11 protein-coding genes are annotated in these 12,647 nt (G+C 64.8%); 2 read left to right on the top strand and 9 right to left on the bottom strand.

What is annotated here, in order from left to right; genetic code table 11:
* Positions 1-38 precede the first annotated feature (38 nt).
* The 5 genes from QF036_RS22730 to purU all read right to left on the bottom strand — a co-directional run bounded on the left by QF036_RS22730 (position 39) and on the right by purU (position 5,363).
* A complete protein-coding gene (locus tag QF036_RS22730) occupies positions 39-272 on the bottom strand; it encodes a hypothetical protein (protein ID WP_307105421.1) in 234 nt (77 codons plus the stop codon).
* A gap of 12 nt (positions 273-284) precedes the next feature.
* A complete protein-coding gene (locus QF036_RS22725) occupies positions 285-1,163 on the bottom strand; it encodes a bifunctional 5,10-methylenetetrahydrofolate dehydrogenase/5,10-methenyltetrahydrofolate cyclohydrolase (protein WP_307105420.1) in 879 nt (292 codons plus the stop codon).
* Positions 1,160-1,786, bottom strand: a complete 627-nt coding sequence (locus tag QF036_RS22720) for a cyclodeaminase/cyclohydrolase family protein (protein WP_307105419.1) — start codon at positions 1,784-1,786, stop codon at positions 1,160-1,162. The genes QF036_RS22725 and QF036_RS22720 overlap by 4 nt, the downstream gene beginning before the upstream one ends.
* Before the next feature lie 112 nt (positions 1,787-1,898).
* Positions 1,899-4,391 (bottom strand): GcvT family protein, encoded by a 2,493-nt coding sequence (locus tag QF036_RS22715; protein ID WP_307105418.1) that lies wholly within the window; start codon positions 4,389-4,391, stop codon positions 1,899-1,901.
* 57 nt (positions 4,392-4,448) lie between these two features.
* Positions 4,449-5,363 carry a formyltetrahydrofolate deformylase gene (gene purU, locus QF036_RS22710; RefSeq protein WP_307105417.1) on the bottom strand — a complete coding sequence of 305 codons (915 nt, stop codon included), beginning with the start codon at positions 5,361-5,363 and terminating at the stop codon, positions 4,449-4,451.
* A 113-nt stretch (positions 5,364-5,476) separates the two neighbouring features.
* On the opposite strand from purU, the gene QF036_RS22705 reads away from it, so the two are divergent.
* Complete coding sequence (locus QF036_RS22705) at positions 5,477-6,157, top strand: GntR family transcriptional regulator (protein WP_307105416.1); 681 nt, start codon at positions 5,477-5,479, stop codon at positions 6,155-6,157.
* Positions 6,158-6,251: 94 nt separating this feature from the next.
* Here QF036_RS22705 and QF036_RS22700 read toward each other — a convergent pair whose 3' ends face one another.
* The 3 genes from QF036_RS22700 to QF036_RS22690 all read right to left on the bottom strand — a co-directional run bounded on the left by QF036_RS22700 (position 6,252) and on the right by QF036_RS22690 (position 9,752).
* Positions 6,252-7,709, bottom strand: a complete 1,458-nt coding sequence (locus QF036_RS22700; protein WP_307105415.1) for an MFS transporter — start codon at positions 7,707-7,709, stop codon at positions 6,252-6,254.
* Between the two features lie 286 nt (positions 7,710-7,995).
* Complete coding sequence (locus QF036_RS22695; RefSeq protein ID WP_307105414.1) at positions 7,996-8,616, bottom strand: MBL fold metallo-hydrolase; 621 nt, start codon at positions 8,614-8,616, stop codon at positions 7,996-7,998.
* The gene (locus tag QF036_RS22690) at positions 8,613-9,752 is read right to left on the bottom strand and encodes an S-(hydroxymethyl)mycothiol dehydrogenase (RefSeq protein WP_307105413.1); all 1,140 of its coding nucleotides are present in this window, start codon (positions 9,750-9,752) and stop codon (positions 8,613-8,615) included. The genes QF036_RS22695 and QF036_RS22690 overlap by 4 nt, the downstream gene beginning before the upstream one ends.
* Before the next feature lie 330 nt (positions 9,753-10,082).
* Here QF036_RS22690 and QF036_RS22685 point away from each other — a divergent pair, with 330 nt between their 5' ends.
* Positions 10,083-10,406 carry a DUF6457 domain-containing protein gene (locus QF036_RS22685; protein ID WP_307105412.1) on the top strand — a complete coding sequence of 108 codons (324 nt, stop codon included), beginning with the start codon at positions 10,083-10,085 and terminating at the stop codon, positions 10,404-10,406.
* A gap of 228 nt (positions 10,407-10,634) precedes the next feature.
* On the opposite strand, the gene QF036_RS22680 is transcribed toward QF036_RS22685, so the two are convergent.
* The gene (locus QF036_RS22680) at positions 10,635-12,533 is read right to left on the bottom strand and encodes a BCCT family transporter (protein ID WP_307105411.1); all 1,899 of its coding nucleotides are present in this window, start codon (positions 12,531-12,533) and stop codon (positions 10,635-10,637) included.
* Between the last annotated feature and the right edge of the window lie 114 nt (positions 12,534-12,647).

Here is a 12,647-nt window from a genome sequence, read left to right as displayed (position 1 = left end):
TCCTTTGGATCTGTGGCGGCAGTGCGGACGTGCGCTGCCTAGGGAGCTTCGACCGTGATGATGTCGCCGTTCTCGCGGAAGAACATGCGACGGCCGCCCCCGAAGGCGCGAACCAGCCAGATGATGCTGCCGTCCTCGGTCAGGTCGTCGATCCAGCCGCTATAGGGAACCGTGTACGACTCCAGTACGGTGACGAAGTCGCCTGGCATGAGCGCCGTCCAGTCCGCCACGACCTTGGTGCCGGTGGGCTGCGGCGCGGTGCTGCGTGCCATCAGTGCCCCCGGTTACCGCGTGAGCACAGGCGCGCGGGTTGCGCGTGACTGTTCGCGCGCCGCCTCGGCGGTGTGGAGAAGGAGCAGTGCGGTGGTGACTGAGCCCACGCCGCCAGGGACCGGTGTCAGCGCGGCAGCGACCGGACGGACGCTGGCTTCGTCGACGTCGCCGGTGAGCGAACCATCGGAGAGCACGTTGGTTCCCACATCGATGACCACTGAATGTTCCGAAACATCCGCCCCGGTGAGCAGCCCGGTGCGGCCCGCCGCAACAACCACGACGTCGGCCGTCCTGGTGTATGTCCCGAGGGGGCCGGACTTCGAGTGGCAGACGGTTGTGGTGGCGTCCTTCTGCAGCAGCAGCAGGGAGAGCGGCTTGCCGACGACCGTGGAACGGCCCACGACCACCACGTTGCGGCCGGCCACCGGAATCTCGAAGTGGTCCAGGATTTCCACCACGGCGCGTGCCGTGGCCGGGGCAAAGGCACGTTCCCCGACGGCGAGAAGCCCGAGGCTCAGCGGGTTCGCGCCGTCGATGTCCTTTTCCGGGGCGATGTACTTCACCAGCTCCTGGGTTCTGACGCCCGGAGGCAGGGGAGTCTGCAGGATGATGCCGTTGACGGAAGGCTCTGCACTGAGGTCCTTCAACACGGCGATGAGCACCTGTTCGGTCGCGTCATGGCCGACGTCGATAATCCTGCAGTTGATCCCAGCGGCTTCGGCGGCGCGCTCGATGGAGCGCACGTACCAGTGCGTTGAGCTGTCCTCGGTCGCAACCACGACGGCGAGGGTTGGGCAGGTGCCCTCGTCGGCGAGGACTTTGGCTTCGGTCCGGGCCTGCTGCTGGATCAGTTTGGCGAGGGGCTTGCCGGAGAGCAGGGATGCCGTCATCGGAGGATCCTTTCCCGTACCTGGCGTGAGAGGGAGTCAGCTGCCAGCACGACTTTTTCTTCGAGTCCGTCAGTTTGTTCAGCCAGTGCTGCGCGCACCTGGGCGTCCTTGATGGCGACGACGTTGATGTCGATGTTGACCCGGGCCGTGGTCGCTGCTGCCCGGGCCGCGTCGGCTGCGGCGGCAATGTCGCTGATGACATTCGGGTTCGCAATATCCAGAAGTTCGGCTGCGAGATCCACGACGGCGGCCGACAGCTTGATCAGCCGGGCCGGCGGTTCGGCGGCCTGGCCAAGCGCGTCGTCGATGGCGGCTGCGCGCGCCTCACGCTCAGCGTCGCTTTCGGCGGGCAGCTTGTACGAGGCGATCACAGCTTTGAAGGCGGCTTCATCGGCGTCGGCCAGCCCCAGCGTCTCACCGACGAGCTGGTCGGCGGCGGCAATGATTCTGGACGTCGTCTCGGCGTGCTGCTCATATTTGCCGCCGGTGCTGAAGCGCGCCACCATCGCCACCAGGGCCGCACCCTGTGCCGCGTGGAGCGCTGCGGCAGCGCCGCCGCCGGGGGTGGGCTTCCGGGCGGCAAGCCTGCCGAGGTAGTCATTAATTGTTTCTGAACCGATCATTTGTCCATTCCTGGGCTGGGTAGAGGCTGGAGCGGATGGGGGCTGCACGCAGCCCGGCTCCCGTTGCGAGGATGAGCCGGGCTGCGAGCCCCCAGAGGGCCCTGCTGGCTGCTTAGCCGCGGAGCCGGGTCATTTTCGGGTCGTACAGCGGGTCTTCTGTGACGGTGGCGGTGATGCGCCGTCCGAAGTATTCGATCTCGACGGAGTCGCCGACCGAGACGGTTCCCGGCAGGTAGGAGTAGGCGATGGGTTTGGCCACGGTGTATCCGTAGGCGGCACTGGTGATGTAGCCGACGGCCTGCTCCTTGTAGTAGACAGGTTCCTTGCCGAGGACGATGGACCGGCCGTCGTCGATGGTCAGGCAGCGCAGCCGGCGGGCCGAGGTTTCTTCGGTCCGGCCTTCGAGCGCGGCCTTGCCGATGAAGCTCTCCTTGGCCATCTTCACGGCGAATCCGAGCCCTGCTTCGAAGGGGTCGTGCTCCGTGGTCATGTCGGTTCCCCAGGAGCGGTAGCCCTTTTCCAGGCGCAGGGAGCTGAACGCGGCGCGTCCGGCGGCGATCACTCCGAAGGGCTGTCCTGCCTGCCAGAGCGCATCCCACAGCCGTTGTCCGTTGTCGGCGGACGTGTACAGCTCCCAGCCGAGTTCACCGACGTAGGAAAGCCGCATGGCCGTAACGGGGATCCCGCCGATGACGACGTTCTTGGCCCGGAAGTATTTCAGGCCGTCGTTGGTGAAGTCATCGTCGCTGACCTTGCCGACCAGGTCCCGGGCCAGGGGACCCCAGAGTCCGATGCAGCAGGTGCCGCCGGTGGTGTCCCGCACCTGGACCCAGTCGGTGGCGGATCCGCTTTGCGTCTGGTGCCGGGCCGCCCGGGTGAAGTAGGCGGTGTCGATGTTGCCGTTGGCGCCGAGCTGGAAGGTGGTGTCGTCCAGGCGGGCCACGGTGATGTCGCTGCGCACGCCGCCGGCGTGGTCGAGCAGCAGGGTGTAGGTGACGGCGCCGGGCTTCTTGTTCAGGTCCGCCGTCGTCAGCTCCTGCAGGAGCTTGAGGGCTCCCGGGCCGGAGATCTCGAGGCGCTTGAGCGGCGTCATGTCATACATGGCCACAGCCGTGCGGGTCTTCCAGGCTTCGGCGGCGGCGATGGGGGAGCTGAACATGTTGGACCAGGCGTCCCGGGCCGGTGGCAGCCATTCAGCCGGCATCTCCTTGAGGAGGGCGGCGTTGGATTCGAACCAGTAGGGCCGTTCCCAGCCGCCGGACTCCAGGAAGAATGCGCCGAGTTCCTTGTGCCGGGCGTGGAAGGGGCTGACGCGCAGGTTCCGGGGGGAAAGTTTGGGCTGGAGCGGGTGGAGGACGTCGTAGATTTCCACGAAGTTCTGCTGCGAGGTTTCGCTCACGTACTCGGGGGTGAGCTGGACGTCCTCGAAGCGGGTGATGTCGCACTCGCCCAGGTCGGTCTCGGACCGGCCTGTGGTCAGCAGTTCGGCCATGGCCTTGGCCACGCCGGCGGAATGCGTGACCCAGACGGCCTCGGCGACGTAGAAGCCGTCGAGTTCCCTGGACTCGCCAAGGAGCGGTCCGCCGTCGGGGGTGAAGGAGAAGATGCCGTTAAAGCCGTCCTCGATTTCGCTTTCCGCCAGTGCGGGAAGGATCTGCTTGGTGGCCTCCCAGGCGGGCAGGAAGTCCTCGAGGGTGAAGTCCAGGCGGGAGGGCATGTTGTGTTCGCTGACGCTCTCGGGGGCGTAGGTGCCGAGGGTGTTGACGTCGACGGGCATGGGGCGGTGGGCGTAGGAGCCGATGCCGTAGCGGTCGCCGTGTTCGCGGTAGTAGAGGTCCTGGTCCTGGTGGCGCAGGATCGGCAGCTGGGCTCCGTTGGGCAGTTCGTTCTTGCCCTTCTGCGCCGGAACCGGGGTGATTTTCACGTACTGGTGGGCCAGCGGGAGCAGGGGAACGGCCATGCCGATCATGGCGCCGATCTTCGCGCCCCAGAACCCGGCGCAGGAGATGACGATGTCGGCCGGGATGACGCCCTCGGAGGTCTGCACGCCGGTGACCCGCCGCCCGGACTGTTCGATGCCCGTCACGGTAGTGGAGCCGCGGTATTTGACTCCGGCGGCCTCGGTGCGTTTGATCAGCAGCTGCACGGCGCGGGCGGCGCTGGCCAGGCCGTCGCTGGGAACGTGGAGGCCGCCCAGGATGTTCTCATCGTTCAGGAGCGGGTAGAGCTCCTTGCATTCGGTGGCGGTGAGGATCCGTCCTTCGATGCCCCACGAGGCTGCGTAACCCAGCTTGCGCTTGAGGTCGGCGAGACGCGTTTCGGTGGTGGCGACTTCCAGGCCGCCCACCTGGTTGAAGCAGCTCACGCCGTCCTCGGTCAGGGACAGCAGCTTTTCGACCGTGTACTTGGCGAAGGAGGCCATGGTCTTGGACGGGTTGGTCTGGAAGACCAGGCCCGGAGCGTGTGAGGTGGACCCGCCGGGCATGTTCAAAGGCCCCTGGTCCAGGACCGTAATGTTGTTCCAGCCCCGGGCGACCAGTTCGTCGGCGAGGTTTGTCCCGACGATGCCGGCTCCGATGATGACAATACGTGGCGTCGATGCCATATGGGTTTCTCCTGCAGATTTAGGTAGTGGGCCTCTGCGGCCTGTGGAAAGGCTGCCTTACCGGAAGACGATGGTGCTGGACTGGTCGATCAGCACCCGGTGCTCGCAGTGCCACCGCACCGCGCGGGACAGTGCCAGGGCCTCCGCGTCCTGCCCGATGGTGGAGAGCGTGGTGGGCCCGTGGCTGTGGTCCACGCGGATGACTTCCTGCTCGATGATCGGGCCCTCGTCCAGGTCGGCGGTGACGTAGTGCGCGGTCGCGCCCACCAGCTTGACCCCGCGGTCGTAGGCCTGGTGGTAGGGGCGGGCGCCCTTGAACCCAGGCAGGAACGAGTGGTGGATGTTGATGGCCCTGCCCTCCAGGGACCGGCACAGGTCATCGGAAAGCACCTGCATGTACCGGGCCAGGACGACGAGGTCGATGTCGTACTCATCCACGAGCTCGAGCAGGCGCCGTTCGGCATCCTGCTTGGTTTCCGGAGTCACCGGAATGTGAACGAACGGAAGACCGGCCGCCTCGGCCATCGCCCGGTGCGTTTCGTGGTTGGAAACCACCAGGGCAAGATCTCCGCCGAGGCTGCCGCCCCGCCAGCGGAAAATCAGGTCATTGAGGCAGTGCCCGAACTTGGACACCATGACCAGAACGCGCGTCTTGGTCTCGTCGTGGACGCCGAACTTCATCTCGAAGCGTTCCGCGATGGGGCGGAACTCCTCTTCGAGCTTCTGCAGGTCGTAACCCGTCGCACCGGAGAAGGCGGTGCGCAGGTGCAGGGACTGGCGAAGACCATCGTCGAACTGCTGGTGCTCTTCAATGTTGAATCCGCGCTCAAACAGGAAAGTGGTCACGGCCTGAACGATCCCGGCACGCTGGGCGCACGACAGTGTGAGCACAAACTTGCCGGTCTTGGTTTCTCCAGCGGCTTCCGTCAGCGGCGCCGGGCTGGATTCTGTGGCGGTCTCCACAAGAGTCATTTCAAATCCTTTAGATATATGGTTGATAACCTTATTGATATATCAGCGGTGATGGCCAGCGTATACTGGTGTGCGGACGAGGTCAATAGTTGGCCCGCAGGAGAGGCGGAACGGTGGCTTTTGAAGCTTTGGCGGTGACTGAGGCCGGAGGTTCGAGGTCGTTGGCCGATGTGGCCTACGAACGGATACGTGACAGCCTGCTGACCCTGGAGATCCGGCCCGGGGACCCCCTCTATGACGAGGGAATCGCAAAGGAACTCGGGGTCGGCCGTACTCCCGTCAGGGAAGCGTTGAAACGGCTTGAAGTGGACCGGCTTGTGGTGACGTATCCCCGGCGCGGCACGTTCGCCACACGCGTGGAGGTCACGGATCTGGCGTTCATCTCGGAAATCCGTGCACAGCTTGAGCCCCTCGCGGCTTCCCGTGCGGCCCGTGTGGCCACACCGGCGACCCGGGACCGACTCCGCCTCATCGTGGAGGAAGTGGAGGCCTTCGACGTAAACAGCGCATCCGTCGTCGAGACTCTGCGCCTGGACGCCCGGGTGCACCAGGGAATCTACGCCGCCGCCGCGAATCCACACCTGGAAGACGCGTTGATCCGTTATGACAACCTGGCAACGCGCATTTGGTGCATGGTGCTGGACCGGCTGCCGAACCTTTCCGGGCATGTGCACGAGCATGTCGAGCTGTTGAAAGCGGTGATCGGCGGAGACGAGGCCCGTGCGGCGCAGCTGGCCCGTGCCCACGTCGACGGCTTTGAGAAGGCCGTGCGGACAGCCCTGTTCGCCGCCTGAACAGGCCGCTTGTTGCCTCAGGGGCCCTGTTTGCCGCCTGAAAAAAGTGTCCCCGTCGTTCTCACGACGGGGACACCGCTGTTTGGGGCCGGGGCTAGCGCCACGTGTGCTGGGACGCGATAAGCTCCTGGGCCTCCTCCTCGGTGTCAACGCTCGGCATGGAGCCCGGCAGGGGGCGGCGGGCGGATTCACGAAGGAAGTAGATGGCGATCGCACCGATGACCGAGGTGCCCATCAGGTAGTAGGCGGGGGCCATGTCGTCGCCGGTGGCCTGGATCAGGCCCTGGATCAGGAAGGGCGTTGTCCCGCCAAAAATCGCCACCGAGAAGTTGTAGGCAATGCCCATGCCGCTGTAGCGGCTTGACGTGGGGAACAAGGCAGGCAGCGCCGAGGCGAGGTTGGCCACATAAAAGGTCACGGGGAAGGCGACCAGGGAGAGGCCCGCCAGGGTGGACCAGATCTCGCCGATGCCGATCAGGGTGAAGGCGGGGATCGCGAACAGGACGGTGCTTCCGGCGCCGATCCACAGGACCGGGCGCCTTCCGATGCGGTCAGAAAGCTTGCCGGTGAGCGGGATGCATAAGGACATCACCACCAGCACCGGGATGGTCAGCAACGTCCCGTGAACGGGGTCGTAGCCCTTGGATTCGGTCAGGTACGTTGGCATGTAGGACGTCAGGGCGTAGCCAACGGTGTTGGCGGCACCGGCGAGGATCATGGCCAGCACGATCGGACGCCAGTACCTGGCGATGATGCCCACCGGGCCCTTGGCGACTGCTGCATCGCCGGCGGCGGCTTCGACGGCGGCTGACTCCTGCGCGTCCAGGGCCGCCTGGAACTGGGGCGACTCCTCGATCTTGTTACGGAAGTAGATGGCGATCAGACCCAGCGGCCCGGCCACCAGGAATGGCAGTCGCCAGCCCCAGTCCTCCATCGCGGCTTCGCCGAGGGTGACCTGGAGGACCGAGACCGTGGCAGCGCCCAGAGCAAACCCGATATAGGAGCCCATGTCGAGGAAGCTGGCGAAGAAGCCGCGCCGCTTGTCGGGGGCATACTCACACACGAACGTGGTGGCGCCGGCGTACTCGCCGCCCGTGGAGAAGCCCTGCACGAGCTTCAGGAGTACCAGCAGCGCTGCGGCCCAGACGCCTATCTGTGCGTAGCCGGGCAGGAGGCCGACGGCGAACGTGCTGGCCGCCATCAGCATCAGGGTGGCGGCGAGCACCTTCTGACGGCCCACCTTGTCGCCAAGCCAGCCGAACACGACGCCGCCGATGGGGCGGGCAATGAAGGTGGCCGCGAAAGTGCCGAGCAGGAACAGCGTCTGGACGGACCTGTCCGCTTCCGGCAGGAACACCGGCCCCATGGTGGTGATCAGATAGCCGAACACGCCGACGTCGTACCACTCCATGGTGTTGCCCACGACTGTGCCGCCGAGGGCCTTCTTAAGCATCCGCTGGTCCACGACGTTTATGTCGGAGGCCGTGAGCCGGCGGGAGGCCTGTCTACTCTTGCTGCTTTGCTCGGTTGTGACATCACCTTTGAGTGTCATGAGGGGTTCCTTACTGGGTATTGACGGGACTGACGTGCAGCGAGCTGCTGTTCACCCCGCGGACAAGTTCGGCTGGTCCTCGGACTCCAGGGCCAGAAGGCGCTGTCCAGGACTATGACTTCCTACACGCGACCGCGCGGGGGATCGCAACGTGTTCCGTAGTAATCAACAAGGTTCAGTTTATGCAACAAAGTGCGTCAGCTCACAGTGGTAGTCGAGAACATGACACGAGTTACGCAAATGGCCCCCATCGCTGGACGGGGGCCATTCGGTGTTTTGCGGTTTCTTACTGTGCCACCTTGGCGAGGGTTTCGCGTTCGGCGGCGACGGTGGTGTTGTCCCCGTGACCGGTCCTGACGACCGTGTCCGCGGGGAGGGTGAGGAGCCGTTCGCGGATGGAGGCCAGGATGGTCGGGTAGTCACTGTAGGACCGTCCGGTCGCGCCGGGTCCGCCGTTGAACAGGGTGTCCCCGGTGAACACGGTGTTCTCACTCTCGAGGTGGAAGCAGGTGGACCCGGGTGAGTGGCCCGGGGTGTGGATCGCCTTCAGCACCGCACCGGCGACTTCGAACTCGTCCCCGTCCGCGATGGCCTTATCCGGTGTGGTGCCGGGGTAGACCTGTTCCCACAGGACCTGGTCCTCCGGGTTCATGTAAATAGGAGCGCCTACGGCCTGGGCGACCTCGCGGGCGGCGCCGATGTGGTCGTTGTGCGCGTGCGTGAGCAGGATCGCCTTCACCGTCCGGCCCCTCACCTGGTTGATGATCGCGGCGGCGTCGTGCGGGGAATCAATGATGACGCACTCCTGCCCGTCACCGACGATCCAGACATTGTTATCCACATCCCAGGTCCCCCCGTCCAGCGAAAACGTGCCCGAGGTGACCAGGTTCTCGATCCTGACACTCATACGGACGCTCCCTGCGCCTGCACGGTGGCCGGCCGGTTCTTGGTGGCGGGCTGGATTTCGACGACGGAACGCAGGACCTTGCCCCCGTGCATCTTCTCGAAGGCCTCCTCGACCTGGTCGATGGTGATCCGTTCGGACACGAACGCGTCCAGGTCCAGGTTGCCCTGCCGGTAATGCGAGACCAGCATCGGGAAGTCCCGCGAGGGCAGGCAGTCCCCGTACCAGGAGGACTTCAACGACCCGCCCCGGCCAAACACATCCAAAAGCGGCAACTCCAACACCATCTCCGGGGTCGGGACACCGACCAGGACCACGCGCCCGGCCAGGTCCCGGGCGTAGAACGCCTGCTTATACGTTTCCGGCCGGCCGACCGCCTCGATCACCACATCGGCGCCGTTCCCGCCGGTCAGCGCCCGGATCGCCTCCACCGGGTCCGTGGTGCGGGAGTTCACCCCGTGCGTCGCGCCCAGGGACTTCGCCATCGCAATCTTGTTCTCGTCAATGTCCACCGCGATGATCGTCGTCGCCCCGGCCAGCTTCGCGCCGGCGATCGCGGCGATCCCCACTCCGCCGCAACCGATCACGGCCACGGACTCGCCGCGCTTGACCTCACCGGTGTTAATCGCCGCACCGATCCCGGCCATCACCCCGCAGCCCAGCAAACCCACGGCGGCCGCATCGGCGTCCGGATCGACCTTGGTGCACTGCCCGGCAGCGACCAGGGTCTTCTCCGCGAACGCCCCGATCCCCAGCGCCGGAGACAGTTCGGTGCCGTCCTCCAGGGTCATCTTCTGGGACGCGTTGGCGGTGTTGAAGCAGTACTGCGGCTGGCCCTTCGCGCACGCCCGGCACTGCCCGCACACCGCACGCCAGTTCAGGATCACCCGGTCACCAACGGCCACCTCCGTCACGCCCTCGCCCACCGCCGAGACCACACCGGTCGCCTCATGACCCAGCAGATACGGGAACTCATCCCCGATCCCGCCCAGCTTGTAATGCAAATCCGTATGGCACACCCCGCACGTCAGCACATCCACCAACGCCTCCCCCGGCCCCGGATCCGGCACCAGAATCGTCTCCACCGACACCGGAGCATCCTTCGCCCTGACAACAACTGCCTGCACTTTATGAACCATGAAATCGCGTTCCTTTCGGGTGTTCTGCGGCTGATACAGTCCACCCAGCAGGAGCTTGGCACTGTCGGTGGGGAGCGGTGGCCGGAGGTCTTCTGGGTGGCCATCAGCGGCGGGGCTGATATGCCTTTGATATTTGTGAGCTACGTAACTGATATATGAGCGATCGTATGCGCCGGAACTTGGCTGCGTCAACGTGGCCTGGGCCGAGCCTGAGGCCAACCGCATGGCAACGACGGGCCCCGCCAGCAAAAGCCCCATGACTTACGTCGCCATGCCTTGTAGGGTCAGGGCACCAGCTTCAAGCGGAAGTGTTCTGTACAAGGAGAGATCATGGCCGTCGACGATGAAATGCAGGTCCTGTCCGAGTGGTGCGAGCAGTTGGCGAAGGCGTTGCAGATCCCGGATCTCGACGTCGATCAGGAGCTGCTGCTGGATGTGGCCAGGAAAGCTGCGGATAAAGTAATTCATGCCGCGGCACCGGTGACGGCTTTCATGGTGGGCTACGTGGCCGGCCATGAAGCCGGGAAGGGTAACGCTGGTTCGGAAGGTTCCAGGGAAGCGACTGCCCGGGCCGCAGACATCGCGTTCCGGTTGTGCGAGGACCGCGCTAACAGTAAGGACGGCGAGGGCGCTGGCCACACCGGGGCGATGTAGCGGCAGTCAGTCGGTCTCTGGGCCGGAACAGAAGAAGCAGCCGTGATAGTCGCAGTCATCAACCGGGCGGTCTTCATCCGGCTTCGTTTCAACCTGTGTCATGGCGGGCGCCGATGCCATATGAGATGCCTTTCCTAGTGTGAGCCGCGAGTGCGTTTCTTTAGAGGACCAACGTCAGAGCGGCCGGATCCAGGTGGCTTGTGCCACCCGGATCCGGCCGCTCAGCGCTTAGTGCTGCTTGTGCCCGTTCGGATCAAGCTCATTCTTGGCGCATCGTTCATCACATTCGTGCTTGGTCACCAGATCGAACTGGACGCCGCCGTGCTGTTCGACTCCACTGCGGATGGAGCGCTCGACGACGGACGTGACCAGCCGTCTCCGCAGTGACAGCGGATCCCTGCGCAGGTCCCTTGTGAGGGCAAAGCACATCAAAAACATCACGATGACGAAGGGCAGCGCAGACACGATAGTTATGCGCTGCAGTCCGGAGAGTGCCTCGGCGGGCTTGTCACCACCGGCGAGCAGCATCACTGCGGCGACGGCGCCGGTGAGGGTGCCCCAGAAGATAACGACGCCGCGGCGTGGTTCTTCAGCACCGTCGGAGCTGAGCGAGCCCATCACGATGGATGCTGCGTCGGCGCCGGTGACAAAGAAGATGGCCACCAGGACCATCGCCAGGACGGAGACTGCGGCGGCGATGCCAGTGGGGAGGGACAGGTGGTGAAGCAGGTCGAACAGGGCGCCGTCGAAGGAAATCGAGGGAGTTCCGTCGACGATCTTGGCCAGGCCATCGCCGGCGTCCGGGGTGGCATCTGCCGTGGACTGGATGTTGACGGCGGCACCGCCGAAGATGCCGAACCAGATCACGCTGACGATGCTGGGGACCAGCAGGACGCCGGTGACGAACTGGCGGATGGTGCGGCCGCGGCTGATACGGGCGATGAACAGGCCCACGAAGGGGGTCCAGGAGACCCACCAGGCCCAGTAGAAGATGGTCCAGCCGGACATCCACGTGCGCAGGGCGTCGTCGCCGACGGCCTCGGTCCGGGAGGCCATCTCGGCCAGGTCCCGTGCATAGTCGCCGACTGCCGCCGGGATCAGGTTCAGGATGAAGAGCGTGGGCCCAGCCACGAACACGATGACGGCCAGGACTGCAGCCAGGACCATGTTGATATTGGACAGCCACTGGATGCCGCGGCTGATCCCGGAGACCGCCGAGGCCACGAAGCAGGCTGTCAGTACGGCAACGATAACTACGAGCACGGGGGTGGCCAGCTGGCCGCCGATCCAGCCGTTCGACGCCATGCCGCTGCCGATCTGCAGGGCACCAAGTCCGAGCGATGCTGCCGTTCCGAAGAGTGTGGCGAAGATGGCCAGCATGTTGATGAGCTTGCCGATGGGGCCTTCCACCCGCTTGATGCCGAATATGGACGTGAAGACGGTGGAAATGAGCTGCTTGCGGCCAAGGCGGTAGGTTCCGTAAGCCATGGCAACGCCCACCACCGCGTACATGGCCCACGGGTGCAGGGTCCAGTGGAAGATTGAGGTTGCCATCGCCGTCTGGATAGCAGCGGGCGTCTGGCCGTCAACCGTGCCCGGCGGCGGGGAGATGTAGTGGTAAAGCGGCTCGGCCACACCATAGAACATCAGGCCGATGCCCATGCCCGCGGCGAACATCATCGAGACCCACGAGACCATGGAGTACTCGGGCTTTTCCGCGTCTTTCCCCAGCGGAATGTTGCCAAAGCGGCTGACTGCCAGCCACAGCACGTAGACCACGAACAGGGAGGAGAGGGAGACGAACAGCCAGCCCGTGTTTTTCATGACCCAGTCAAGGACCACCTGGGAAGTCGCGGCCAGATTCTCCCTGCCGGCAAATCCCCAGATAACAAAGGCCAGCGTGAGTACTCCGGCGACGCCGAAGACTACCTTGTCGATGCCTCCCTTCCGGAACAGGTGGCTGCTGCGCCGCGCTTCTTCGTGTTCTGATTCGGTTTCCCGCAGGGCCTGAAGGAGTTCCAGGTCTTCCTGGGGAGTTTCAGGTTCTCGTTCCGACACCGGTTCCACCCCCGGGGCCCGACCGTCTTCACTGCTTTCATCGATAGTGACGTCACTATTGATTGTCATGAGGGGTTTCCTTAATTGAATATGCGGGACGGCCCAGCCGTGCCGCCGGGGTTTGGGCCCGGCGCCAGGTTCAGCTCGTCCACGGAGTCGACAGCCAGGATGGTCGCCGTCGAC

The sequence above is a fragment of the Arthrobacter globiformis genome (assembly GCF_030817195.1).
Lineage (GTDB): Bacteria > Actinomycetota > Actinomycetes > Actinomycetales > Micrococcaceae > Arthrobacter > Arthrobacter globiformis_D.
Note: the sequence above shows the minus strand (reverse complement) of the source record. Positions and strands in the feature narration are given on the sequence as shown.

Excerpts from the sequence above, each read along its gene's own strand:
- QF036_RS22730 (WP_307105421.1), bottom strand. The coding sequence starts at position 272 with ATGGCACGCAGCACCGCGCCGCAGCCCACCGGCACCAAGGTCGTGGCG.
- QF036_RS22725 (WP_307105420.1), bottom strand. The coding sequence starts at position 1,163 with ATGACGGCATCCCTGCTCTCCGGCAAGCCCCTCGCCAAACTGATCCAG.
- QF036_RS22720 (WP_307105419.1), bottom strand. The coding sequence starts at position 1,786 with ATGATCGGTTCAGAAACAATTAATGACTACCTCGGCAGGCTTGCCGCC.
- QF036_RS22715 (WP_307105418.1), bottom strand. The coding sequence starts at position 4,391 with ATGGCATCGACGCCACGTATTGTCATCATCGGAGCCGGCATCGTCGGG.
- purU (WP_307105417.1), bottom strand. The coding sequence starts at position 5,363 with ATGACTCTTGTGGAGACCGCCACAGAATCCAGCCCGGCGCCGCTGACG.
- QF036_RS22700 (WP_307105415.1), bottom strand. The coding sequence starts at position 7,709 with ATGACACTCAAAGGTGATGTCACAACCGAGCAAAGCAGCAAGAGTAGA.
- QF036_RS22695 (WP_307105414.1), bottom strand. The coding sequence starts at position 8,616 with ATGAGTGTCAGGATCGAGAACCTGGTCACCTCGGGCACGTTTTCGCTG.
- QF036_RS22690 (WP_307105413.1), bottom strand. The coding sequence starts at position 9,752 with ATGGTTCATAAAGTGCAGGCAGTTGTTGTCAGGGCGAAGGATGCTCCG.
- QF036_RS22685 (WP_307105412.1), top strand. The coding sequence starts at position 10,083 with ATGGCCGTCGACGATGAAATGCAGGTCCTGTCCGAGTGGTGCGAGCAG.
- QF036_RS22680 (WP_307105411.1), bottom strand. The coding sequence starts at position 12,533 with ATGACAATCAATAGTGACGTCACTATCGATGAAAGCAGTGAAGACGGT.